General features: G+C 58.1%; 24 protein-coding genes. 12 read left to right on the plus strand and 12 right to left on the minus strand.

The window, feature by feature from the left end; genetic code table 11:
- Nucleotides 1-106 precede the first annotated feature (106 nt).
- From infA to QQF73_RS08110, 9 genes are all read right to left on the minus strand, one after another.
- Nucleotides 107-325: a translation initiation factor IF-1 gene (gene infA / locus QQF73_RS08070; RefSeq protein ID WP_014421226.1), complete on the minus strand. Its 219-nt coding sequence runs from the start codon at nucleotides 323-325 to the stop codon at nucleotides 107-109.
- 82 nt (nucleotides 326-407) lie between these two features.
- On the minus strand, nucleotides 408-1121 hold the full coding sequence (locus tag QQF73_RS08075; protein ID WP_219866004.1) for an arginyltransferase: 714 nt from the start codon (nucleotides 1119-1121) through the stop codon (nucleotides 408-410).
- Nucleotides 1122-1835, minus strand: a complete 714-nt coding sequence (gene aat, locus QQF73_RS08080) for a leucyl/phenylalanyl-tRNA--protein transferase (RefSeq protein WP_219866003.1) — start codon at nucleotides 1833-1835, stop codon at nucleotides 1122-1124.
- 111 nt (nucleotides 1836-1946) lie between these two features.
- Nucleotides 1947-2900, minus strand: a complete 954-nt coding sequence (gene trxB, locus QQF73_RS08085; protein ID WP_219866002.1) for a thioredoxin-disulfide reductase — start codon at nucleotides 2898-2900, stop codon at nucleotides 1947-1949.
- Nucleotides 2901-3039: 139 nt separating this feature from the next.
- Entirely contained in the window at nucleotides 3040-3951 is a 912-nt protein-coding gene (locus tag QQF73_RS08090; RefSeq protein ID WP_219866001.1) for an AAA family ATPase, read from the minus strand.
- Nucleotides 3952-3958: 7 nt separating this feature from the next.
- Complete coding sequence (locus tag QQF73_RS08095) at nucleotides 3959-4882, minus strand: carbon-nitrogen hydrolase (RefSeq protein WP_285367827.1); 924 nt, start codon at nucleotides 4880-4882, stop codon at nucleotides 3959-3961.
- On the minus strand, nucleotides 4879-5931 hold the full coding sequence (locus tag QQF73_RS08100; RefSeq protein WP_285367828.1) for an agmatine deiminase family protein: 1053 nt from the start codon (nucleotides 5929-5931) through the stop codon (nucleotides 4879-4881). The genes QQF73_RS08095 and QQF73_RS08100 overlap by 4 nt, the downstream gene beginning before the upstream one ends.
- Nucleotides 5932-6042: 111 nt before the next feature.
- Complete coding sequence (locus tag QQF73_RS08105) at nucleotides 6043-6345, minus strand: outer membrane protein assembly factor BamE (RefSeq protein WP_219865998.1); 303 nt, start codon at nucleotides 6343-6345, stop codon at nucleotides 6043-6045.
- Between the two features lie 108 nt (nucleotides 6346-6453).
- Nucleotides 6454-7041, minus strand: coding sequence for a PilZ domain-containing protein (locus QQF73_RS08110; RefSeq protein WP_285367829.1), 588 nt, complete (start codon nucleotides 7039-7041; stop codon nucleotides 6454-6456).
- Nucleotides 7042-7162: 121 nt separating this feature from the next.
- Here QQF73_RS08110 and QQF73_RS08115 point away from each other — a divergent pair, with 121 nt between their 5' ends.
- Nucleotides 7163-8404, plus strand: a complete 1242-nt coding sequence (locus QQF73_RS08115; protein ID WP_219865996.1) for a lipoprotein-releasing ABC transporter permease subunit — start codon at nucleotides 7163-7165, stop codon at nucleotides 8402-8404.
- Nucleotides 8397-9107 carry a lipoprotein-releasing ABC transporter ATP-binding protein LolD gene (gene lolD / locus QQF73_RS08120; RefSeq protein ID WP_219865995.1) on the plus strand — a complete coding sequence of 237 codons (711 nt, stop codon included), beginning with the start codon at nucleotides 8397-8399 and terminating at the stop codon, nucleotides 9105-9107. The genes QQF73_RS08115 and lolD overlap by 8 nt, the downstream gene beginning before the upstream one ends.
- Here the strand turns inward: lolD and QQF73_RS08125 are convergent.
- Nucleotides 9095-9640, minus strand: coding sequence for a DUF2062 domain-containing protein (locus tag QQF73_RS08125; protein ID WP_219865994.1), 546 nt, complete (start codon nucleotides 9638-9640; stop codon nucleotides 9095-9097). The genes lolD and QQF73_RS08125 overlap by 13 nt on opposite strands.
- A gap of 189 nt (nucleotides 9641-9829) precedes the next feature.
- On the opposite strand from QQF73_RS08125, the gene QQF73_RS08130 reads away from it, so the two are divergent.
- From QQF73_RS08130 to murB, 9 genes are all read left to right on the plus strand, one after another.
- A complete protein-coding gene (locus QQF73_RS08130; protein ID WP_285367830.1) occupies nucleotides 9830-12166 on the plus strand; it encodes a DNA internalization-related competence protein ComEC/Rec2 in 2337 nt (778 codons plus the stop codon).
- Nucleotides 12167-12238: 72 nt separating this feature from the next.
- Complete coding sequence (locus QQF73_RS08135; RefSeq protein ID WP_219865992.1) at nucleotides 12239-12865, plus strand: MotA/TolQ/ExbB proton channel family protein; 627 nt, start codon at nucleotides 12239-12241, stop codon at nucleotides 12863-12865.
- Between the two features lie 5 nt (nucleotides 12866-12870).
- Nucleotides 12871-13296, plus strand: coding sequence for an ExbD/TolR family protein (locus QQF73_RS08140; RefSeq protein WP_219865991.1), 426 nt, complete (start codon nucleotides 12871-12873; stop codon nucleotides 13294-13296).
- Nucleotides 13293-15071, plus strand: coding sequence for a lipid A export permease/ATP-binding protein MsbA (gene msbA, locus QQF73_RS08145; RefSeq protein ID WP_285367831.1), 1779 nt, complete (start codon nucleotides 13293-13295; stop codon nucleotides 15069-15071). The genes QQF73_RS08140 and msbA overlap by 4 nt, the downstream gene beginning before the upstream one ends.
- Complete coding sequence (gene lpxK / locus QQF73_RS08150; RefSeq protein WP_219865990.1) at nucleotides 15068-16096, plus strand: tetraacyldisaccharide 4'-kinase; 1029 nt, start codon at nucleotides 15068-15070, stop codon at nucleotides 16094-16096. Before msbA ends, lpxK begins: the two co-directional genes overlap by 4 nt.
- A gap of 19 nt (nucleotides 16097-16115) precedes the next feature.
- A complete protein-coding gene (locus tag QQF73_RS08155; protein WP_219865989.1) occupies nucleotides 16116-16304 on the plus strand; it encodes a Trm112 family protein in 189 nt (62 codons plus the stop codon).
- 25 nt (nucleotides 16305-16329) lie between these two features.
- On the plus strand, nucleotides 16330-17115 hold the full coding sequence (gene kdsB / locus QQF73_RS08160) for a 3-deoxy-manno-octulosonate cytidylyltransferase (RefSeq protein WP_285367833.1): 786 nt from the start codon (nucleotides 16330-16332) through the stop codon (nucleotides 17113-17115).
- Nucleotides 17115-17594 (plus strand): low molecular weight protein-tyrosine-phosphatase, encoded by a 480-nt coding sequence (locus QQF73_RS08165; protein ID WP_219865987.1) that lies wholly within the window; start codon nucleotides 17115-17117, stop codon nucleotides 17592-17594. Before kdsB ends, QQF73_RS08165 begins: the two co-directional genes overlap by 1 nt.
- A complete protein-coding gene (gene murB / locus QQF73_RS08170; protein WP_219865986.1) occupies nucleotides 17591-18616 on the plus strand; it encodes a UDP-N-acetylmuramate dehydrogenase in 1026 nt (341 codons plus the stop codon). Before QQF73_RS08165 ends, murB begins: the two co-directional genes overlap by 4 nt.
- Before the next feature lie 56 nt (nucleotides 18617-18672).
- Here murB and QQF73_RS08175 read toward each other — a convergent pair whose 3' ends face one another.
- Nucleotides 18673-20406, minus strand: a complete 1734-nt coding sequence (locus QQF73_RS08175) for a proline--tRNA ligase (RefSeq protein WP_219865985.1) — start codon at nucleotides 20404-20406, stop codon at nucleotides 18673-18675.
- A gap of 209 nt (nucleotides 20407-20615) precedes the next feature.
- Entirely contained in the window at nucleotides 20616-21113 is a 498-nt protein-coding gene (locus tag QQF73_RS08180; RefSeq protein ID WP_219865984.1) for an Lrp/AsnC family transcriptional regulator, read from the minus strand.
- Between the two features lie 148 nt (nucleotides 21114-21261).
- Here QQF73_RS08180 and leuA point away from each other — a divergent pair, with 148 nt between their 5' ends.
- Nucleotides 21262-22956, plus strand: a complete 1695-nt coding sequence (gene leuA, locus QQF73_RS08185; protein WP_285367835.1) for a 2-isopropylmalate synthase — start codon at nucleotides 21262-21264, stop codon at nucleotides 22954-22956.
- Nucleotides 22957-22959 lie beyond the last annotated feature (3 nt).

Below are 22959 nucleotides of genomic sequence, written 5' to 3' on the forward strand. Positions count from 1 at the left end.
AAAACCGCTGCGAATCCGGCAGCGGTTTTTTTTGGCCCGTTCTGATTCTGACCGGTAAAAACAAAAAAAGCCCCGATTTTCGGGGCTTTTCAGATGTCAGGCAGCCTTAACGGGCGCGGTACACAATGCGGCCCTTGCTCAGGTCGTAGGGAGTCAGCTCAACCTTGACCTTGTCGCCGGTCAGAATACGGATGTAGTTTTTACGCATCTTTCCGGAAATATGAGCAGTCACCACGTGGCCGTTGCTGAGTTCAACACGGAACATGGTATTTGGAAGGGTGTCGATAATAACGCCTTCCATTTCAATGACATCTGATTTCGCCATTCAGTAGAAACCTCTCTTGGAATGTACTTCTCGTGATTTTAAATTGCGCAATTCTGCCTGAATTATCGGCATTTGGCAAAAGTCAGTTCAAATCAATGATCCGCCAGTGCCCATCGCGCAGCGCCTCGATAGGTTTGAAGCGGGTCTTGTAGTTCATTTTCCGGCACTCGCGGATCCAGTACCCCAGGTACAGGTGGGGCAACCCCCTACGTTTTGCCTCGTCTATTTGCCAGAGGATAGCGTAAGTGCCGAGGCTCCGGTGCTGGAGTGCCGGCTTGAAAACGGTATAGATGGCGGAAAGGCCATCGTCGAGCATGTCGATGGCGGCGAGGCCGACCAGCTCGTTCTCCAGCCGAATTTCCAGAAACCACGAATCCGTGGCGCCATCCACAAGAAACGAGATGAACTGTTCCCTCGACGGCGGGTACATATCACCGTCCTTATGGCGTTGCTCAATGTATTCGCTATAAAGCCGGTAATGCTGTTCGCTAAAGCTGGCCGGCACCAGATTTAGTTCGAGGTCCTGATTCTTCCGTACCACACGTTTCTGGTTTCTGTCGGGTTCGAAGTCGTCCACCCTCAGGCGAACCGGAATACAGGCATTGCAGCTTTCGCAGTGGGGCCGATAGTAATGGGAACCACTACGGCGGAAGCCGAGGGCAGTCAGCTGGCTATAAAGCTTCTTGTCTATATGGGCCCTCGGATCGACAAACATCGTGGTCGCTTCCCGGTCCGGGAGGTAGCTGCAGTCATGAGGTGGCGTTGCGAAGAACACCAATGTTCTCAGATTGCTCATTCAAACCTCCGGACCAGACCATCGCCAGTTAAATGTCCAGTTGTGTCGGGCCGGCTCACTACCCACACATGCCCTGAGTATAGATAAAAACTCGCTTCTGGGAATACTACGGGCGCCCATCGTGAGCAGATGACGGCTCTCCACCTGGCAGTCCATCATTTTGTAGTCCCATTCCCTGAGCTGATTGGCAAGGTGAACCATCAGGACCTTTGACGCGTTGGTTTCGAGCGAAAACATGGATTCGCCGAAAAAACACTGGCCAATGGCCAGTCCGTACATGCCTCCGGCCAGCTCCCCGGCGCGGTTCCATACCTCGATCGAGTGGGCGTACCCCTGCCTGTGAAGCTCGGAGTAGCTGGCGATCATGTCCTCCGTGATCCATGTGCCTTCAGCCCGTGTTGTTGCGCACAATCGGATGATGCGACCAAACGCCTGGTCTGCCGTGACGCTGAACCGCCCTTGATTCAGCGTGCGCCGCAAACTGCGGGAGACATGGATGTCGTGAGGAACGAGGACGCAGCGGGGGTCCGGGGACCACCAGAGAATCGGTTGGTCATCGCTGTACCAGGGAAAGATGCCGTTTCTGTAGGCAAGAAGGAGTCGTTCAGTAGACAGGTCGCCGCCCAGCGCCAGCAAGCCGTCAGGATCGTCCAGTGCTTCATCCGCGGGCGGGAACCAGAGTTGTTCCGGGTCAAGCCAGGGTAGTGAGGTCATCCGGCTCCAATGTCGCAGTTTGCCTGCAGTGCTTCGCTTGGTGATATTGGCCGTCAGGTAGTGACTCCCGACGGCCGCCGCAAACTATTGAGTTGTCTGCGCCAGTTTAGTTCAGTCCTGTTGGTCCAGGAACTTTTCGGCGTCCAGGGCCGCCATGCAGCCAAAGCCCGCCGAGGTGACGGCTTGGCGATACACATGGTCCGCCACGTCGCCGGCCGCGAACACGCCCGGAATGCTGCTTTGGGTCGCCATGCCTTCAAGACCGGAGCGGATGCGGATGTAGCCGTTCTCCATGTCGAGCTGGCCCTGGAACAGGTCGGTGTTCGGCTTGTGGCCGATGGCAATGAAGACGCCTGCAAGGTCGAATTCCTGGGTCGAATCGTCTTTGGTGCTCTTGATGCGCATGCCGGTCACGCCGGTGCCGTCGCCCAGAACTTCGTCCAGGGTATGATCCCAGACGATTTTAACGTTACCGTTCTTGGCTTTTTCGAATAACTTGTCCTGCAGGATCTTCTCTGCCCGGAGGCTGTCGCGGCGGTGTACCAGTGTGACTTCATCGGCAATGTTGGAGAGGTACAGCGCCTCTTCCACGGCGGTGTTGCCGCCGCCAATCACAGCCACTTTCTGTTTCTTGTAGAAGAAACCGTCGCAGGTCGCGCAGGCCGACACGCCCTGGCCTTTGAACTTTTCCTCGGAGTCAAGACCCAGGTACATGGCAGATGCGCCGGTTGCGATAATCAGTGCATCGCAGGTGTACTCGCCACCGTCGCCCTTAAGCCGGAACGGGCGTTCGCGCAGGTCGGCCTCATTGATGGTGTCGTAAACGATACTGGTCTCGAAGCGTTCTGCGTGCTTGAGCATCCGCTGCATCAGTTCGGGGCCCTGGACGCCGTCGTTGTCGCCCGGCCAGTTGTCTACATCGGTGGTGGTCGTGAGCTGGCCACCGACCTCGATACCGGTGATCAGGGTCGGATTGAGGTTGGCCCGGGCTGCATAAACCGCGGCGGTGTAGCCGGCGGGGCCGGAGCCAAGAATGATCAGTCGGGAGTGTTTGGTTTCGCTCATTTGTGTGTGTCTCTCGCTAAAACGGTACGACGATGATGCCCGTGGCGGGCTCAAATCTGTTGAGGAAGGGCAGAAGGCTAACACGAATGAGATCGCCTGCCATTCGATTTGCCCAATTCCGCTTATAAAACTTCGCTATTTATTCAAGGACGGAAACCGTCGCGAGGAGCTGCCGGACCCGCTCCGTGCTCTTGCCGGACTCTCCCTGCTCAAGGCGATGCTCAGCCACCGCAGGAAACACGGTCTGGATGTCATCGGGCAGCACATGATGACGCCCTTCCATGAGAGCCCAGGCCTTCGCGGCCCTCAGCAGGCCCAGCCCGGCCCGGGGTGACAGGCCATAGAGCAGTCCTGGCATGCGGCGGCTCTGTTCCAGCAGACGCTGAACATAGTCGAGCAGGGCAGGGCTGGCCTTCACGCGGTTGACAGCCTCCTGGAGTGTGGTCAATTCCTCGTGGGGCAGGAGTGCCTGCAGTCGTTCCGTCATGGCTCGTCGGTCTTCGCCCTCGAGCAGCTCCCGTTCCGCTCTTGGATCCGGATATCCGAGGCGCAGTCGCATCAGGAAACGGTCAAGCTGGGATTCCGGTAAGGGAAAGGTGCCGCCCTGTTCTATGGGGTTTTGCGTCGCGATGACGAAAAACGGATGTGGCAGAGGTCGGGTCTGTCCCTCGATGGACACCTGTCTTTCTTCCATGGCCTCAAGCAGCGCGCTCTGGGTCCGGGGCGAGGCCCGGTTTATCTCGTCAGCAAGGACAATCTGCGCGAAAATCGGGCCCGGATGAAAAACCAGGCTGCCCGCTTCCTTGTCGTACATGGAGTAACCGAGTACATCGGCCGGCAACAGGTCGTTCGTAAATTGGATGCGCTGATAGGACAATCCCATGATTTTGGCAAGCGCGTGGGAGAGGGTGGTCTTGCCCATGCCGGGAATGTCTTCGATCAGTAGGTGACCTCTTGCCAACAGGCCGCAGAGAGCCAGGCGCACCTGTTGTTCCTTGCCTAACAGTATCTGGTTCAGTTCACTGACAACGGAGTCGACCAGTTTTTTCATTATGGGGTCAGTCCCTCACGCGTTTGAGAATGTCGCCGTAGGCGTCGATACGACGGTCTCTCAGATACGGCCAGATACGGCGAATCGATTCACTGCGGGTTCGGTCGAGCGTGGTGGACAGAATGCACTCGCTTTCTTCGTCGGCGCGGGCAAGGAATTCGCCCTGTGGGCCACAGATGAAGCTGTTGCCCCAGAAACGGATGCCGTCTGATTGTTTGGAGGGGTCCGGTTCTGTTCCGACGCGGTTCGGGGCAACCACCGGGAGGTTGTTAGCGACGGCGTGTCCCCGCTGAACGGTTACCCAGGCCTCTAACTGTCGCGCCTGTTCTTCCGGGTCGTCTGTCACATCCCAGCCAATGGCCGTTGGATAAATGAGGATCTCGGCACCGGCCAGCGCCATCAGTCGAGCGGCTTCGGGATACCACTGATCCCAGCACACCAGTACCCCCAACTTGCCAACGGACGTGTTAATTGGTGTAAAACCACTGCGCCCGTCGTTGAACTGGGCATCGCCCGGCGTGAAGTAAAACTTTTCGTAGAACCCCGGGTCGTCCGGGATGTGCATTTTACGGTAAAGGCCGGCGAGGGATCCGTCCTTCTCAAAGACGACCGCGGTGTTGTGATAAACACCGTTCATCCGACGCTCGAAAATGGAACCAACCAGGACGATGCCCAGTTCCCGCGCGAGATCGGAAAGCCTCTGGCTGGTTGGCCCGGGAATGGGTTCGGCCAGTTCGAAAACTTCGGTGTCTTCGGTCTGGCAGAAATACAGGGTGGCGTGAAGTTCCTGCAGGACAACCAGTTCCGCACCGTTGGTAGCTGCCTCCCTCACAAGCTTTTCGGTTGTGGCGAGGCTGGCGGTCTTATCGTCAGTGCAGGCCTGCTGGACCGCAGCCAGGTTAAGGAATCGGGGGGTGGCGATGCTGCTCATGGAGAGACTACTCCTGCCGGAATCTGCATGGTGACGCAATGGAGGCTCCCGTGCTGGAGAATCAGTGGCCGGCAGTCGATGGGGACGATTTCACGATCCGGAAACACCTGTTTGAGGACGTTGATGGCCTCGGCATCCTGACCGACCCCGTAGGTGGGCACCAGTACCGCGCCGTTAATAATCAGGAAATTGGCGTAGGTCGCGGGGAGGCGATTGCCATCCTCGTCGTAGATCGGATCAGGCCACGGCAGGGCTGTCAGTCTGTAGGCGCTGCCATCACGCTGGTGGAATTCCTGCAACTCCTCTTCCATGGCGGCCAGGGCGCTGTAGTGTTCATCCGCAGCATCGGAACAGGCGACGTAACAGATATGGTCCGGCGCACAGAAGCGGGCCAGCGTGTCTATATGACTGTCGGTGTCGTCTCCGGCAAGATAGCCATGATTCAGCCAGAGAACGCGATCTGCCCCAAGCATCTCGGCCAAGAGGCGTTCGATGGCTGTCCGGTCCTGGGAGGGGTTACGGGTTGGAGTCAGCAGGCATTCGCTCGTGGTGAGAATGGTGCCTTGGCCATCGGATTCAATCGAACCGCCTTCCAGTACGAAGTCGACCGGCTGGAGAGGCGTTGCTCCAAAGGCGCCGGCGTTGGCCAGGTGCCGGTTGAGGGCATCGTCCTTTTCCCACTGGAACTTGCCGCCCCAGGCATTGAAGCGAAAGTCGAGGAGCGCGAGGCCGTCTTCGGTCTGCACCGTCAGGGGGCCATGATCCCTTGCCCAGGTGTCATTTGCCGGCGCTGGAACGGCGATAACCCGGCCGGGGAATCCGTGTTCCTCAGCATAGCTGTTAAGAAACCGCTCCAGTTCCTGGACCCGGACAACGTGTTCGCAGCTGATGAGCAAGTGCTCGAAGCGCAGGACGGCCTTGGCAATGTCTGTAAAAACCGGCTCCACCTGGTCCAGGACGTCGGCCCAGTCGGTTCCCGGGTGGGGCCAGGTCAGCATTACTGCACTTTGCGGAGCCCATTCACCGGGCAACACACGTCTGGATGTCACTTTACAGTCACCTTGAGTCGTAAAAGCCGCCATTCTAACTAACGGTGGGGCGCAGCGTCAGGGTCTGTGCCGGGAATTTGCTAGTTGCCAGGTGTTGTTTTTTGTTACCGCTCAGCGATTGGGCTTGAGCACGGCATGGAGCACCCGGTCGTGCTCAAAGTAAACGATGAAGTTCCGGTAATGCCATTGAGTGATGGGTGGCTCGCCCACGGGGCCCATCACCTCAAGCGGTTCACCCCAGGTCGCCCGGACGGCATCCTGGCTCATACCGGTTTCCGGGGTGCTGACGAATTCGCGATCGGCCTGCGAACCCACCGGAATACTGAGCTGTTCGGCTAACAGGCCGCTCGCCGGCGCGAGGGTAAGTGCTGCTGCCAGAGCCAGGGTGCCGAGTATTATTCTGTTTTTTCTCATTGCGTGATCTCCATTAATGCCTGGTACCTCCCGGGGTTCGTTCGGAAGGACATGGATAAAGCGTAATATCTTAAAAGAACAGGCAAAAGTCACCTGTTTTTCCAAAGCTTACTCTTTTTGCCGCTGCCGAATCTGCCAGCGCATCACATGCCGCACAATCTGCTGGCGGTCACTGTCCTGAATGCGTTCGAACTCGGTATGGACCCTTGTGCCGCCAGTGTTGTCGGGCTGCACGTCAATCACCTGGGCGATCGCCTGTGGCTGGAATAGCTCCGGGGGCAAAGTCATGCGAATGGCAAGGCGATCACCGATCGCCCAAAGCGGAGGGGCGCAGGAAAAGGCCAGCCCGCCCTCACTCAGGGTTACCTCCTGCCAGTCTTCCGGTTGCAACGGATTTTGCTCAAAGGCCATAATGCGCGCAAGCGTATCCAGCTTGCCATTCAGGGACTTGATCAATCCTGTCAAAAGGCGGTCTCGTTCAGCGAGGCTGGCAAGCTGGGTCCTTATGTCCTGATCCAGTCGACGGAACTCGGCTTTCAGACTTTCAAGGTGGTCGCCGTCAAAGGCGCCTTCCTCGGGCGATGCTTGCGATGGAAGCCTTCGGATTTCCAGGCCGATTCGATCTTCGATACGGAAGAAATCCCGGCGTTCGGAGGTATACTCCACCGGTTCGCTGGGCGTATTGTGTGACGGCATCCTGGCTCCGGAAACAGAAATTTCATTGATATAGAACAGTTTAGCAGTTTCCCCCGTCGCTGGAAGACGGTTGGGAAAACCAGACCACGACAGACCTGAAGGTAGCGACAGGCGCCTCCCCATGTTCAGACCCTTATCGTTTTACATCGGCTTGCGGTACACCGCGGCCAAACGTCGTAATCACTTTATCTCCTTTATATCACTAACTTCCATGATTGGCCTGATGCTGGGTGTCGCGGTGTTGATCATCGTGCTTTCGGTCATGAACGGATTCGATCGGGAACTCAAACAGCGGATCCTCGGCATGGTTCCCCACGCAGTCATTGAGGGCTCCGGACCGCTCCAGGACTGGGAATCAGTCGATCAGCAGGTTCAGGAGCATCCGCGTGTGCTGGCTGCTGCCCCGTTTATTCAGGGGCAGGGCATGGTCACCGGCGGTGGCAATGTTCGTGGTGTCATGCTCAATGGCGTGTTGCCTGAGGAGGAGAAGACGGTTTCGATCATTGAGAAACACATGATCGAGGGCAGTCTGGACAATCTCCGGTCGGGTGAGTTCGGCATCATCATCGGCCGCCTGATGGCAGCCAGTCTTCGGCTCAAGATGGGCGACAAAGTAACCGTGGTCCTGCCGGAAGCCTCGGTAACGCCGGCAGGCGTGTTGCCCAGGCTCAAGCGATTCACCGTCAAAGGCATTTTCAGTGTGGGCGCCGAACTGGATGGCAACTACACGCTCGTGCACATGGATGATGCCTCCAAGCTGATGCGTACAGGGGGCAAGGCCCTCGGAGTGAGGCTGCTGGTGGACGACCTGTTTGCCGCTCCCAAGGTAGCAGAGCAGGCGGCGCGAATGCTGGAGGGACGTTATTACATCTCCGACTGGACGCGGACCCATGGCAATCTATTCCAGGCCATCCGGATGGAAAAGACCATGATCGGCTTGCTGTTGATGTTTATCGTCGCAGTGGCTGCGTTCAACATTGTCTCGACGTTGGTGATGGTAGTGACTGACAAAACCGCAGATATCGCGATTCTGCGAACCATGGGCGCCACGCCCGGGCGAATCATGCGAATCTTCATTGTTCAGGGCGCGGTTATCGGAGTGTTCGGAACATTGATCGGCACAACGCTCGGGGTGGTTGGCGCCTTGAACATCAGCGGCTTCATCTCCTGGCTGGAAGACGCTTTGGGACACCAGTTCCTGAGCGCCGATGTGTATTTCATCAGTTATCTGCCCTCCCAGTTGCAGTGGCAGGATGTCTATATCATCAGTGGAGCCGGTCTTGCCATGAGCCTGCTGGCCACTGTCTATCCTGCGTGGCGAGCATCGAGAGTCGATCCGGCGGAGGCACTGCGATATGAATAAGGAAAGCGTGATGTCAGAGGAGTCGGGGCCGGTGATCGATTGTCGTCAGGTCACACGGACCTACACCGAGGGGCCGGAGAAACTGACCATCTTCTCCGATATCTCCCTGGAGGTTGCGGCGGGAGAGACAGTTGCCATCGTCGGTAGCAGTGGTGCCGGCAAAACGACCCTGCTGAATCTGCTCGGGGGGCTGGATCGCCCTTCATCCGGACAGATCACCATCTGCGGAGAAGACATTCACCGGCTTTCCGAGGCAGGTAGGGCGCGTTTCCGCAATCGCCATCTGGGTTTTGTTTACCAGTTTCATCATCTGTTGCCGGAATTCTCCGCGTTGGAGAACGTCATGATGCCCTGTGCACTTGGTGGCATGGCAGTCAGTAATGCCAGGGAAAAGGCGAAAGAACTGCTGTCCCGGGTCGGGCTGGCGGAGCGCCTGGCCCACAAGCCGGGTGAGCTCTCCGGGGGGGAGCGTCAGCGTGTTGCCATTGCCCGGGCGCTGGTCAACGAGCCGCAATGCGTCCTGATGGATGAGCCGACTGGTAATCTGGACGAGCACACCGGTGAAGGCGTGCGTGAACTGATCGAATCTCTTCGCGATCAATTGGGTATCTCATTCGTTATGGTGACCCACGATATGAGGATGGCCCGAAGCCTCGGCCGGGTTTTGCGACTGGAGCAGGGGCGGCTGATTCAGGAAGGTTGATCCGCGGTCCCGCGGCGCCTGATCCGCTCCAGGCGCCGTACCTGCCAATCCGAGCGAATCTTCCGACGCCAGAGAAACTGGATCACGAGGTAAGCCACGCAGGCTGATACGGTGGCGATGATCAGTGATCCGAGGTAGAGCGGAATACCAATGTCCAGTAGCCGTTCGCTGATCCAGGCCCAGGAAAGCTCGAATTCGAAGTTCAGTACGGGGCGGTTAAGGATCCAGGCGCCGATTTTGTAGTTGAAGTAGAAAATCGGCGGCATGGTAACCGGGTTGCTGATCCACACCAGCACTACGGAAAGCGGCAGATTGGCATTGAACCAGATGGCGAAGAGGGTAGCGCCGAGCATCTGGAAGGGCATCGGAATGAAACAGAACCAGATGCCGACCAGGAAGGCGCGGGCGACGCTGTGTCGGTTTATGTGCCACAAGTTTGGTTCATGAAGGATATCGCCAAGGAAGCGCAGCGATTTCATCGCTTGCACCTTCTCTGGTGTTGGCAGATAGCGTTTCATGAACTTCTTTGGCATTGGAAGCTCTGCCTGTCGAAAGAGTGTAAAACCCGGTAGCAAGGATGCTGCCGGTGATATCTCAAACCGGGAGGACAAGGATTGTCCGGAAGTTCAAACATTCAAGGCCGGCCCCTTGGTGGGCACGGTCTAGCAGTTGCGGGCGTTTTCGCCTTCTCTTGCGGCGTTATCTTACTGTATCGGTTGTCGATGTTGCCACCACCAGAATGGTTCCTGGTGGGCTTTATCACTTCTTTTTGCATTGCACTGCTATCCCGCTCCGGCATCGTCCGGCGCGGCGCCTTTGTGATTCTTGCACTGAGTGCTGGCACAGGCTGGGCAGGTTGGCACGCGAGCCAACGCTTAAGCGAGCATTTGCCGTCGGAGTTCGAGGGCCGAAAGGTCTCGGTGTCCGGTTACGTGTGTGACGTGCCCTCGCCCGGGAACTTTCACAGCCTGCGTTTCAGTCTTTGTGTCACGGGTTGGCATGGCCTGCCAAAGCAAAAGGCTGCGGCGCGTCCAATGCCCCGAATGGTTCGGCTCGCCTGGTACGGGGCGAAGGTGTCAAAGCTGCCCGCTCATCGGCTCATGCTCGACGTTGTCCTGAAACGGCCCCACGGAACCCTCAATGACCAGGGGTTTCGTTACGAGGACTGGCTGTTCCGCAAAGGCTACCGTGCCACAGGTACGGTGCGCGCTGCCGAACCGGACGACTCAGTCCTTTGTGGTCTCCATTGTCACTACAGTCGGGCCCACACTGAACTGGCCCGCTGGGTTGAGAGACGGTTTGCCGATGCCGAACACCTGCCGCTGATTGCCTCGCTGCTGGTGGGCTATCGGGGCAATATGACGGATGCCCACTGGCAGATTCTTCAGGCAACCGGAACGGTGCACCTCGTTGCCATCTCAGGCCTTCATCTGGGGCTGATTGCGCTCGGCGCGGGATTGGTTTTCCAGCGGTTATTGCTGGTCCTGCCAGTGTCGCACCTGGGGGAAGCGGCTCGGCGTCGACTTTTATTCGGGGCAGTGATGCTGTGTTGTCTGGTGTACGCGCTGGCTGCAGGCTTCACGGTCCCGACCCGCCGAGCCTTGCTGATGGTGATGGTTGGTGGCTGGTCATTGCTGTTCGCCCGGCAGAGACCGGCATGGCATTCGCTGGTCCTTGCACTGGCCACGATTCTGTTTCTGGACCCATTTGCCCCCCTGGATCAAGGCTTTTGGCTCTCGTTCGGTGCTGTGTCGGTGTTGATCTGCGCCTTTGCCGGTTCCCTTGGCGTATCCGGGTGGTTCCGGGCACTGCTGGTTGCTCAGTGTGCAGTGTTCGCGGGGCTCTGGCCGGTGCTTCAGGTGTTTGGGCAGGGGCAGCCCCTGATTGGCGGGTTGGCAAACCTGATTGCCATTCCGCTGGTTTCCACAGTGGTAATGCCTGTCCTGGTTATAGGCGGACTGCTGACGGCAGCTGTGCCCATTGTTTCCGGCGTCGTGACTGTTGCATTCGATGCGGTACTGGACGTGCTCTGGTACTTGCTCTCTGCATTGGCGCAGTTGCCGTCACCGGATCTCCGCGCAGGGTCGCTGGAGGTCGTTGTGTTGGCGTTCCTTGTTCTCGCAATGATCTGTATGCCATTGCGTGGTTATCGTGTGGCCGGGATCATCGCCATCCTCTCATGGCTGGGATTATCCTGGTTGCCGGCGCCGTCGACCAACATCCCCGTGTCCAAGCCCGAAGTACGGATCTGGGATGTGGGGCAGGGATTGGCGGTACTGGTGCGCTCGGGGGATAAGGTGCTCCTCTACGATACGGGGCCTGCGGTTCCCGGCGTGTTTTCATCGGTAGAATCCACGCTTTTGCCTGAGCTGAGAGCCTTGGGGGTACATCGTATCGACACGCTTGTGGTCAGCCACGCGGACAGCGATCATGCCGGCGGTCTGGCATTGCTGGCAGATTCGCTGGTGATCGGGCAGGTGGTGACGGGTGAAGTGGCGGAGGTCTGGGCGAAGCTCGGAGCCTCGTCCGGTTTTCCGGTGGTTCCATGTTTGAGCCGCAGTGAGTTTCTCGGAGAGCTTGAGGTCAGCTATTGGCAGGCACCGGTCGCAAATCAGGGCAATGATGCGTCCTGTGTGATGAGGCTTCAGCACCGGGCCTCAGGCATCGAGTGGGTTTTTCCGGGAGATATCAGTGCGGCTGTAGAGTCCCGCTACCTGACTCACCTGAACAAGGCTGCCCGGGCGCAGCCCAGAACGACCCGGGTATTGCTCGCTCCCCACCACGGCAGCAAAACATCTTCGTCGTTGGCCTGGGTGGATACGCTGAGCCCGGATGTGGTCATTTACTCGGCGGGGTACCGCCATCGATTCGGGCATCCCCATCCAACGGTGACAGCCCGCTACCGGGCCCTGGGTAGTCGATCCTTCAGTACTGCCTGTTCCGGCATGCTGGTTCTGGCCATTGCCCATAACAGCCTGACCATCAAAGAAAAGCGACACGATGCGCCATTCTGGATCAGCGGTGCCGACCAGGCGCGGGCCGCATGCAAAATACCGTGACATAACGGGTGTGGCCTCCAACGGCAGCTATGCTAAAGTAGCGCGGCTTGTAAATTATCAGGGAGACCGAGCGTGTTCGAGCTGTTGAAAGCCGGTGGCATTTTGATGGTGCCAATTGTTGCGTGTTCCATTCTGGCGCTAGCCATCATCATGGAGCGTTTCTGGACCCTTCGCGCATCCAGGGTCGCTCCACCCCAGACCGTCAACGAGTTGTGGCGCTGGATCAAGAAGAAAGAGCTCAACGGTCGCAAGCTGAAGGCGCTCCAGGGGTCCTCACCCATGGGCCGGATCCTGGCGGGTGGTCTGCTAAATGCCAAGCACGGCCGTGAGATCATGAAAGAGAGCATTGAGCATGAGGCGAGTCAGGTTATTCACGACCTGGAACGGTTCCTGAATCCGCTGGGTACTGTGGCGACAATCACACCGCTTCTGGGTCTCTTGGGCACCGTTATAGGCATGATCAAGGTCTTCGCCGAGATTCAGCTGGCCGGCGTAGGCAACGCCGGTAATCTGGCCGGTGGTATTTCCGAGGCGCTTATCACAACCGCCGCCGGGCTCAGCGTTGCGATTCCGGCCCTCATTGCTCACCGGTACTTTATCCGCCGGGTAGACGAACTGGTGGTCAGTATGGAGCAGGAAGCCATCAAGCTGGTTGAGGTAGTGCACGGAGACCGCGAAATCGACGTGGAAGGAGCCTGAACATCGTGAAGTTCAAGCGCCAGAGAAGTCAGGAGGTTGCGGTAGATCTGACACCACTGATCGATGTGGTTTTCCTGCTGCTGATTTTCTTTATGGTTTCGACCACCTTTACCCGTGAAAGCCACCTACAGGTCGAGCTTCCGGAAGCCAGCGGTGAGCCCGCGTCGCCCGCAGAGGTGAAACAGATTGACGTGGTGATCAACGCGGAAGGCCAATACATCCTGAACGACCGGACGCTGGTGAACAATCGCCGTGAGACTCTGGAACGGGGCATTCGGGAGCTGGCCGAAGGCGATAATTCGCTGCCATTCATCATCACTGCGGATGCCCGCACGCCCCACGAATTTGTGGTACGTGCCATGGACGTTGCCGGCAGGCTCGGATTTGCCAAACTGAGCATTACCACCGAGCGGGAGGCTGAGAGCCCGTGAGTAGTACTGAACCGCTTCCCGCGCCGGTCCTGGAAACACCGTCCGGCAGTTGGGAAACGTATAAGCGCTTGTTGGCGTATGTGAAACCTTTCTGGCTGGCGTTCTCGCTGGCCGTGGTTGGTAATGTTATCTATGCGGCTGCATCCACCGGCATGGCTGCGGCTATGGAGTACGTGATCGCCGCCATTGAGAATCCGACCGAGGGGAACCGGCTGCTGCTGACATTGGTGATTGTCGGGGTATTTGCCTTCCGGGGGCTGGGCACGTTCATGAGCCAGTACTTCATCAACTACGTTGGTCGGCAAGTAATCAATGCCCTGCGCAATGATGTCTTCGATCGTCTGCTGACCCTTCCATCTCGCTATTTTGACGACAACGCAGCCGGTAGGCTGGTTTCCAAGCTCACGTTCAACGTGGAGCAGGTCGCCGAAGCGACCACCAATGCGGTGACCATCACTCTTCGGGAAGGCCTGACGATTGTGGGGCTGATGGGTTTTATGTTGTACACCAACTGGAAGCTCACACTGATTTTCCTGGCTGTCGGTCCCATTATCGGCGCCGTCGTCAGTTATGCCAGCAAGCGTTTCCGCAAGATCAGCAAACGTATCCAGGGCTCCATGGGGGACATAACTCATGTGGCGTCAGAATCCATTGCCGGCTACCGGGTGGTTAGGACATTTGGTGGCGAGGACTACGAGCAGCAACGTTTCCGCGAAGTCAATGATCGCAACCTCAAGCAAAGTCTGAAGATGGCATCGACCCAGGCGATCAGCGTTCCTATTATCCAGGTACTGGTGGCGATCGCCATCGCCGCGCTGGTCTGGACCATGCTTGCACCGGAGATTCGCGGTGAAATGACCACGGGTCAACTGGTCGCCTTTATTACTGCAGCGACTACCATGGCCAAGCCCATCCGGCAGGTTACGTCGGTTCATGCCAAGATCCAGAAGGGCGTTGCCGCGGCATACGACGTGTTCGAAACCATCGATGAGCGCCCGGAACAGGATCCAGGCACCTTTGCGCCGACCAGAGTCGAGGGCACTATCCGGTTTGAGGATGTCTCTTTCCGGTACCGCGATCAGCTCGACAACGTGCTGGAGGGCATTTCACTAACCATCCCCGCAGGGCAGAGCGTGGCGCTTGTTGGCCGGTCCGGGAGTGGAAAATCGACTCTGGTCAGTCTGTTGCCGCGCTTCTACGAGTACACCGGCGGCGACATCCTGATTGATGACCATTCTCTTCGAGACTATTCTCTGAAGGCGTTGCGGGCCCAGATTGCCCTGGTGACGCAGAATGTTGTGCTGTTCAATGACACCATCGCCGCCAACATCGCCTACGGTGCGCTTCGGAATTGTACCCGCGAGGACATTCGCGAGGCGGCCGCCAAGGCCCACGCTCTGGAATTCATTGACCGCATGCCCGACGGACTGGACACGATGATTGGTGATAATGGCGTCATGCTATCCGGTGGTCAGCGCCAGCGTCTTGCGATTGCCCGCGCACTGCTGAAAGATGCGCCGCTGTTGATTCTTGACGAGGCAACGTCGGCTCTGGATACAGAATCCGAGCGTCACATTCAGGACGCTCTCGAGACGGTGATGAAAGGCCGGACCACGCTCGTGATTGCACATCGACTGTCCACGATCGAGAAAGCGGACCGGATTCTGGTCATGGACAATGGACGAATTATTGAGTCAGGCCGCCACGAAGAGTTGCTTGCAGCGGGCGGTGCCTACGCCCAGTTGCATCAGATGCAGTTCAGCGAATCGGCATGAGTTCCCTGATCGACCGGCTGTGGTATGGCACGGGGCGTCCCCTGGGGTTTCTCGCCCCGTTGAGCTGGATCTTTCAGGCGATCACTGCCTCTCGCCGCCGCAAGGCCTGGGATGCCAGGGACGAGGTGTTGCCGGTACCGGTAGTGGTTGTTGGCAACATCACTGCCGGCGGCACCGGGAAGTCTCCACTGACGGCACGGCTGGTGGCCGAGTTCCGGGCGGCCGGATGGCGTCCTGTGGTGCTCAGCCGCGGGTATGGAGGTAAAGCCGCCCAATATCCGTTGCTTGTGCAGGGTGACAGCGAACCGTCGCAGGCGGGGGATGAACCGGTAATGCTGGCCCGCGCTACCAACACACCGGTGGTAGTGGACCCCCAGCGTCGGCGGGGTGCCGCCTGGGCCCTCGAGCAGGGCCTCGGAGACATTCTGATCAGTGACGACGGCCTGCAGCACTACGCGCTCCCAAGGGACATAGAAATCGCCGTGTTTGATGGCGTCCGTGGGACGGGCAATGGAGCCCTCATTCCAGTCGGACCACTTCGCGAGCCCGTCTCCCGTCTTGCCTCCGTGGACTTTGTCGTCGTTAATGGCGGTGATTTCGAGGAAGGAGGGCACATTGAGTCATTCCAGGGTATTGAGCACCCGCAAATTTTTACCATGGCACTCGAACCGTCTTCGCTGACCAATCTGAAAACCGGAGAATCCCGTCCGTTAAGCGACCTCACAGGGCGGCACGTGCGGGCTGTGGCTGGAATCGGAAATCCTGAACGGTTTTTCGATACACTGCGAAGCCTCGGCGCGGTTGTCGAAGGAACGGCTTTCCCGGATCATCATGATTTCAGGGCGAGTGACCTGGACGCCGAGAGCGGTCGGTGGGTTGTCATCACGGCCAAGGATGCGGTGAAATGCCAAGGCTTCGCTAAAGACAATGTCTGGGTGTTTTCAGTCCAGGCGCGTTTGGATCCGGAGTTCATTGGGGCCGTGCTCTCCAGAATCCGGCAAGATTCCGAGCAGATACTCTCTTAATCGTTGGTGAGAAAACATCATGGATAAAAAACTGTTGGCAATGCTGGCTTGCCCGGTCTGCAAGGGCGATCTGAAGCTGAATGATGCTCGCACCGAGCTTGTCTGCTATCAGGACGCCATGGCCTTTCCGATTCGGGAGGGAATTCCGGTAATGCTGGCGGGCGAAGCCCGGACACTCACGACGGACGAGCGTCTCGATAAGCGCTAAGTCACCAGCTCAGGATTCTACGCCCATGTCTTTTACCGTCGTCATCCCGGCCCGATACGCGTCCAGTCGATTGCCCGGGAAACCCCTGGCAGAAATTGCCGGCAAACCCATGGTGCAGCATGTTTACGAACGGGCGCTAGAAAGCCGTGCCTCCCGGGTGGTCGTAGCGACAGATGATGAACGCATTCGGTCGGCCTGCGAACGTTTCGGTGCCAACGTGGTCCTGACGTCACCGGATCATGCCAGTGGTACCGATCGACTGGAAGAGGTTGCGCGAAAGTTGGGGTTTGAGGCAGATCACCGTATGGTCAATGTTCAGGGGGATGAACCACTTATTCCACCGGCCCTGATCAATCAGGTCGCAGACAATCTCGAGCGTTATCCCGATGCCGCAATAGCCACCCTCTGTGAGCGTATTCATGACGTTGATCACGTCTTCAATCCCAACGTGGTCAAGGTCGTCTTTGATCACCAGGGTATGGCCCACTATTTCAGCCGCGCCCCGATTCCCTGGGCCCGGGATCGTTGGCAGGACAGCAACCCGCTGGCCGGAGCAGACATCTCGCTGCCGGATGGTGTCGGTTACTTCCGCCACATCGGGATCTATGGTTACCGCGCCAGTGTGCTGGGGCAATTTGTAAACTGGGCTCCGGCCCCCACCGAAAAGGTCGAGTCTCTGGAGCAGCTTCGGGCGCTGTACAACGGAGCGCTTATTCACGTGGATGTGGCCACCGAGAAGCCCCCAGCCGGCGTTGATACCGAGGCAGACCTGGAGCGGATCAGGGCGTGGCTGGATTCGGGGAGAGGATGATGACAGAGCGGGTGAGGGTTCTTTTTGTCTGTCTGGGAAATATCTGTCGATCTCCCAGCGCTGAAGGCGTGTTCCGTGCCCTGGTCGAAGAATCGGGGCTGGAAGACCGGATCGAAATCGACTCGTGCGGAACGGGGCATTGGCATATCGGCAAGGCTCCGGATGCCCGGGCGACGCAGGCCGCCCGCAAGCGAGGTATCGACATCAGCACGCTGAGGGCCCGTCAGTTTGTTGCTGACGATCTGGAAGTCTTTGATTATGTTCTGGTGATGGACCAACAGAACCTGTCGGACGTGACCGACGTCTGGCATCGCATTGGTGGTACCCGTCCCGCCCTGTTTCTGAGCTACGGTCAGTCCTCTCATCAGGAGGTGCCCGATCCCTACTATGGTGGTGCAGAGGGGTTCGAGTTCGTTCTGGATCTGATTCATGAGGCTGGAGAAGGGTTGCTGGCCGAGATCCGGGAGCGTCTGGCTTGAGTCTGACAGCGGAACCCAGGGAGCATGTGCAGCTTGGCGATCTCAACACCCTGCATGTACCTGCGGTTGCCCGCTTTTACTGGGAAGTGGAGGACGCCGACGGGTTGAAAGAGGCGTTGGCCTGGGCCGCGAACCACAGTGCCAGCGTTCTGATTCTCGGCGGCGGCAGCAACCTTGTCTTTAACGGCGACTTCAACGGGCTGGTCATCCGGATCTGTGTTCGTGGCCGCTATTGGGAGCACGCCAGGAACCACGAGGCGACGCTGGTTCTGGGCGGCGGTGAAAACTGGCATGAAGCGGTACTCTATGCTGCCGGAGCCGGGTATCGGGGGATCGAGAACCTGGCCCTGATTCCGGGAACCGCAGGTGCGGCTCCGGTTCAGAATATTGGTGCGTACGGTGTGGAGTTGTGCGATACCCTGGAGTCAGTCACGGCGCTGGACCGCAGGACCGGTGAAGTGGTCAGGTTATCCAATAACGAATGCCGTTTTGCGTACCGGGACAGTCTGTTCAAACAGTCGCCCGGTCGGTATGCGATCATCGAGGTTCGCCTCAGGCTCTCCCGGGACAAGCCATTGCAATTGGGTTACCGGGATCTGGAGGAGTACCTTGGTGAGCGCCCCCGGTCGGAGCTGAGCGCCACGGATGTCGCTGAGGCTGTCATGGCCATTCGGCGTCGCAAACTGCCCGACCCGGACCTCATCCCCAATGCCGGCAGTTTTTTCAAGAATCCCGTGGTGCCGTCGGCCGAGTACAAAAGTCTTCAGTCTACCTATCCGGATATCGTTGGTTACAAGCAACCCCAAGGCGTCAAGCTTGCGGCTGCCTGGCTGATTGACCAGTGCGGCTGGAAAGGGTTCCGGAACGGTCGAGTCGGTGTTCATAATCGCCAGGCGCTGGTGCTCATTAACCATTCAGGCGGTACTGGACGCGACATTCTGGAGTTGGCAGGAAAAATACGGGAAACGGTTAGGGCCAAGTTCGGAGTGGAGCTCGAAATGGAACCCGGTGTCGTGGGATAGCGATCCTGGGTTCGTGCAGGCGGCAAGCGCCCGCACGAACCCCGTCAGCCCCGGCTTCAGAGACCCTTGCGCGGTGACGCGTTGATCAGGAAGGGCAGGGCTTCGGCAACCGGAATATCCTGTTTGTCCGCATCGCGGCGTCCTTTGTATTCCAGCGTTCCGGCCGCGAGACCGCGATCGGAAACCACAATCCGGTGGGGAATGCCAATCAATTCCATGTCGGCGAACTTCACGCCGGGGCGCTCGTTGCGGTCATCCAGCAGTACGTCATATCCCGCCTGACGGAGTTGTTCGTAGAGCTTTTCGCCAGCCTCTGCAACGGGGGCCGACTTGTGGGCGTTCAGGGTGACGATCGCCACCTGGAAAGGAGCAATCGCATCTGGCCAGATAATGCCCTTGTCATCGTGGTTCTGTTCGATGGACGCGGCGACGATGCGGGAAACCCCGATACCATAGCACCCCATCTCCATAACAACGCTTTTACCATTTTCATCGAGCACGGTGGCATTCATGGCCTGGCTGTACTTGTTGCCGAGCTTGAAGATGTGGCCGACCTCAATGCCCCGGCGGATTTCCAGGGTGCCTTTACCATCCGGACTCGGGTCACCCTCGACAACATTGCGGATGTCCTCGACCCGGGTAGCTGCAACATCGCGATCCCAATTCACTCCGGTCAGGTGGAAGTCCTCCTTGTTCGCGCCGCAGACGAAATCCGCGAGATGAGCCGCACTGCGATCCACTACAATCGGCACATTCAGATTCACCGGACCAATCGAGCCGGCCTTGCAGCCTACTACCTTCTCGATTTCCTCATCCGTGGCCATGGTCAGTGGTTCCGCAACGCCGGCAAGGTTTTCGGCCTTGATTTCATTCAGGCTGTGATCGCCGCGCAGGATCAGGGCGATGAGGCCGGCGTCTTCGCCTTCGTCCGCCTCGGCTTTAACCAACAGCGTTTTGACGGTGCGGGTAGCATCCACGCCTAGGAATTCGGAAATGGCTTCAATCGTCCGCTGCCCCGGCGTGGAGACTTCCTTCAGTTCTTCGGACGGAGCTGCCCGTTCGCCAGTCGGTGTCACCGCCTCGGCTTTCTCAATATTGGCGGCATAGCTACTGTCGGTGCTGAACACGATGTCGTCCTCGCCGGAGGAAGCCAGTACGTGGAATTCGTGGGACGCGCTGCCGCCAATGGCTCCGGAATCGGCCTGGACCGGACGGTAATCCAGCCCCAAGCGGTCAAAAATGGCGCAGTAGGTGCGGTGCATGACCTGGTAGGTTTCATCCAGCGATTCGCCGTTTAGGTGAAACGAATAGGCATCCTTCATGATGAATTCCCGGGCCCGCATGACACCGAAACGGGGCCTGCGCTCATCCCGGAACTTGGTCTGGATCTGGTAGAAGTTGGCCGGCAGCTCCTTGTAGCTGTTCAGCTCGTTACGGATCAGGTCGGTAATCACTTCTTCGTGGGTCGGGCCAAAACAGAAATCCCGCCCGTGGCGGTCCTGCATGCGCAGCAGTTCGCCACCGTATTGGGTCCAGCGCCCGGACTCTTCCCACAGTTCCGCGGGCTGGACCGCCGGCATCAGCACTTCTTGGCCTCCGCTCTTGTCCATCTCTTCACGAACAATTCGCTCAACCTTGCGTAGCGTCCGCAAGCCCATTGGCAGCCAGGTGTAGAGTCCGGCCGCAAGTTTGCGGATCATGCCGGCACGCAGCATGAGCTGGTGGCTGATAATCTCGGCGTCTGCCGGTGTCTCTTTCTGGGTTGCAATCAGGTAGCGGCTTGCTCGCATCGTGTCTTCCGTTTGGTTCAAATCAGGGGGTTGTCAGCCTAATCGACAGGCGGTGAATGGTCCGCCGAAGCCTGCGCAGGCTCTGTTTATCATAAAGAGGTCGTTATTGTACGGAGCCAGCCTGCCAAGGTACAGACGGGGAGCGACGAAACGGCGATGTTGGCTGCCTGCCCTGCGATGCCGGCAGCCAGAGTGACTTGTTCGTGCTCTCAGGTCAGGTAGCCCAGAGGAAGCGAGGTGCTGTCTATGACCCTTCTCAGAACGAAGCTGGAATGTACGCCACTGACACCCTGAATCCGCGTAATCCGGTTCAACAGGAAGTGGTGGTAGTGATCCATGTCAGGCACCACAACCTTCAGCATGTAATCGGCGTCCTGACCGGTGATGAGGTAACACTCCTGCACCTCCGGGTATTGGGCGACCTGCTCTTCGAAAGCGGAGAACCGCTCCGGTGTATGCCGGTCCATACCGATCAGGATAATGGCGGTAAGGGACAGGCCAAGCTTCTTGTGGTCCAGAATGGTGACCGTACGGACGATGATGCCCGCGTCCTCCAGAGCCCTGACGCGACGCAGGCAGGGGGAGGGCGAAAGTCCCACCTTGTCAGCGAGCTCCTGGTTGGTCAGCGAGCCGTTCTGCTGTACCTGCTCAAGGATTCGGCGGTCGGTTTTATCGATTTTAATAAGTCTTTCTTGTTTTCCGGCCATATAATGTCAATTTCCGTGAGGTAATAAGCATGATATAGCTAAAAATAGTCCTGAGGGGCTGAAATAGCAATCATATGCTCGCGTTTTAACGTTAACCTATTAAAACTATTGCAAGACTCTCCATTGGTAACCGCAAGGACTGACTCAAATGGCTTTTGATTACCGTAAATACGTTGCTTTCAAGCCCGTAGGAAAAACCGATCGCCGCTGGCCTGACAAAGTCATCGAAACCGCTCCGACCTGGTGCGCGGTTGATCTTCGGGATGGTAATCAGGCGCTGGTCAAGCCGATGACGGTGGCCCAAAAACAACGGTTGTTTGACCTGCTGGTCAAGCTTGGTTTCAAGGAAATCGAGATTGGGTTTCCGGCCGCCAGTCAGCCCGACTTTGATTTCTGTCGCAAACTCATCGAGGAAAACCGAATCCCCGAGGATGTGAAAATCCAGGTTCTGACCCAGGCCCGGCCAGAGTTGATCGAACGCACCTACGAGGCGCTGCAAGGCGCCAGGCGGGCCATCGTCCATGTCTATAACTCAACCTCCACGGTTCAGCGGGAGCAGGTGTTTGGCCTTGATCGGGCGGGTATCCGGGACATTGCCGTGAAGGGTGCCAGATTGGTGCGCGACATTGCGGCCCGACACCCGGAGACCGAATGGACATTCCAGTATTCTCCGGAGAGTTTCACCGGAACGGAACTGGACTTTGCGGCCGAAGTGGTGGATGCGGTAACCGAGGTCTGGCGTCCGGATCAGGGGCAGCCGGTCATTATCAACCTGCCTGCGACCGTGGAAATGGCAACGCCGAATGTGTTTGCCGACCAGATTGAATGGATTTGCGACAATATCCAGCGCCGCGAACACCTGAGCATCAGTGTGCACACCCACAATGACCGTGGGTGTGCGGTGGCTGCCGCCGAACTGGCGGTCATGGCGGGTGCTGACCGAGTGGAAGGTACCCTGATGGGCAACGGTGAGCGCACCGGAAACATGGACCTGGTTACCATGGCCATGAATCTGTATTCCCAGGGTATCGATCCGACTCTTGATCTGTCGGGAATGGCCGAGATCACCGAAGTGGTTGAAGCCTGCACCGAGATTTCAACCCATCCCCGTCACCCCTATGCAGGAGAGCTGGTCTTCACAGCATTTTCCGGTAGCCATCAGGATGCTATTCGCAAGTGCCTGGCCCGACGCGAACCAGGTGAACTCTGGAACGTTGCCTACCTGCCGATTGACCCGTTCGATGTGGGGCGTCGCTACGAGGAAGTAGTGCGAATCAACAGCCAGTCCGGCAAGGGTGGAGTCGCCTACGTGTTGGAGAGGGATTACAACATCAGCCTGCCGCGCTGGTTGCAGATCGAGTTCAGCAAGATGGTGCAACGGGAAGCCGAAACCAATGGTGGCGAGATCGATTCCCTTACGATTCACCGGTTGTTCGAGGATCGCTACCTGAAGGTTCATGATGATTGGGCGTTGCGTGCCTATGACCTGCATCGTGATTCGGAAGGCGTTCAAGCCGATGTCACCGTCGGTTCCGGTTCGACACCCTTGTCATTGAAGGGGCGTGGCTTGGGTGCTGTTGAAGCGGTATCCGACGCAATGGAGCGCGAGTTCGGGGTTTCAATTGCTGTAGAGGCTTATGACGAGTTCGCACTCGGTGAGGGCACCAATGCGAATGCCTTGGCGTGTATTCGCCTGATGGCGGGCGGACGGCATTGCAGTGCGGCGGCTCTGGCGGAAGACACCACCTCAGCGACGTTGCAGGCTCTTTTCTCGGCGGTTGCGCAAGTGGTCGGTGCCGAGATGCCGGCTCCGCGGACCACTACGGACACCGTCGGTGCGTGATCA

It is taken from the genome of Marinobacter albus (assembly GCF_030238305.1).
Lineage (GTDB): Bacteria > Pseudomonadota > Gammaproteobacteria > Pseudomonadales > Oleiphilaceae > Marinobacter > Marinobacter albus.

Excerpts from the sequence above, each read along its gene's own strand:
- infA (WP_014421226.1), bottom strand. The coding sequence starts at position 325 with ATGGCGAAATCAGATGTCATTGAAATGGAAGGCGTTATTATCGACACC.
- QQF73_RS08075 (WP_219866004.1), bottom strand. The coding sequence starts at position 1,121 with ATGAGCAATCTGAGAACATTGGTGTTCTTCGCAACGCCACCTCATGAC.
- aat (WP_219866003.1), bottom strand. The coding sequence starts at position 1,835 with ATGACCTCACTACCCTGGCTTGACCCGGAACAACTCTGGTTCCCGCCC.
- trxB (WP_219866002.1), bottom strand. The coding sequence starts at position 2,900 with ATGAGCGAAACCAAACACTCCCGACTGATCATTCTTGGCTCCGGCCCC.
- QQF73_RS08090 (WP_219866001.1), bottom strand. The coding sequence starts at position 3,951 with ATGAAAAAACTGGTCGACTCCGTTGTCAGTGAACTGAACCAGATACTG.
- QQF73_RS08095 (WP_285367827.1), bottom strand. The coding sequence starts at position 4,882 with ATGAGCAGCATCGCCACCCCCCGATTCCTTAACCTGGCTGCGGTCCAG.
- QQF73_RS08105 (WP_219865998.1), bottom strand. The coding sequence starts at position 6,345 with ATGAGAAAAAACAGAATAATACTCGGCACCCTGGCTCTGGCAGCAGCA.
- QQF73_RS08110 (WP_285367829.1), bottom strand. The coding sequence starts at position 7,041 with ATGCCGTCACACAATACGCCCAGCGAACCGGTGGAGTATACCTCCGAA.
- QQF73_RS08115 (WP_219865996.1), top strand. The coding sequence starts at position 7,163 with ATGTTCAGACCCTTATCGTTTTACATCGGCTTGCGGTACACCGCGGCC.
- lolD (WP_219865995.1), top strand. The coding sequence starts at position 8,397 with ATGAATAAGGAAAGCGTGATGTCAGAGGAGTCGGGGCCGGTGATCGAT.
- QQF73_RS08125 (WP_219865994.1), bottom strand. The coding sequence starts at position 9,640 with ATGCCAAAGAAGTTCATGAAACGCTATCTGCCAACACCAGAGAAGGTG.
- QQF73_RS08130 (WP_285367830.1), top strand. The coding sequence starts at position 9,830 with ATGTTGCCACCACCAGAATGGTTCCTGGTGGGCTTTATCACTTCTTTT.
- lpxK (WP_219865990.1), top strand. The coding sequence starts at position 15,068 with ATGAGTTCCCTGATCGACCGGCTGTGGTATGGCACGGGGCGTCCCCTG.
- QQF73_RS08155 (WP_219865989.1), top strand. The coding sequence starts at position 16,116 with ATGGATAAAAAACTGTTGGCAATGCTGGCTTGCCCGGTCTGCAAGGGC.
- kdsB (WP_285367833.1), top strand. The coding sequence starts at position 16,330 with ATGTCTTTTACCGTCGTCATCCCGGCCCGATACGCGTCCAGTCGATTG.
- QQF73_RS08165 (WP_219865987.1), top strand. The coding sequence starts at position 17,115 with ATGACAGAGCGGGTGAGGGTTCTTTTTGTCTGTCTGGGAAATATCTGT.
- QQF73_RS08175 (WP_219865985.1), bottom strand. The coding sequence starts at position 20,406 with ATGCGAGCAAGCCGCTACCTGATTGCAACCCAGAAAGAGACACCGGCA.
- QQF73_RS08180 (WP_219865984.1), bottom strand. The coding sequence starts at position 21,113 with ATGGCCGGAAAACAAGAAAGACTTATTAAAATCGATAAAACCGACCGC.
- leuA (WP_285367835.1), top strand. The coding sequence starts at position 21,262 with ATGGCTTTTGATTACCGTAAATACGTTGCTTTCAAGCCCGTAGGAAAA.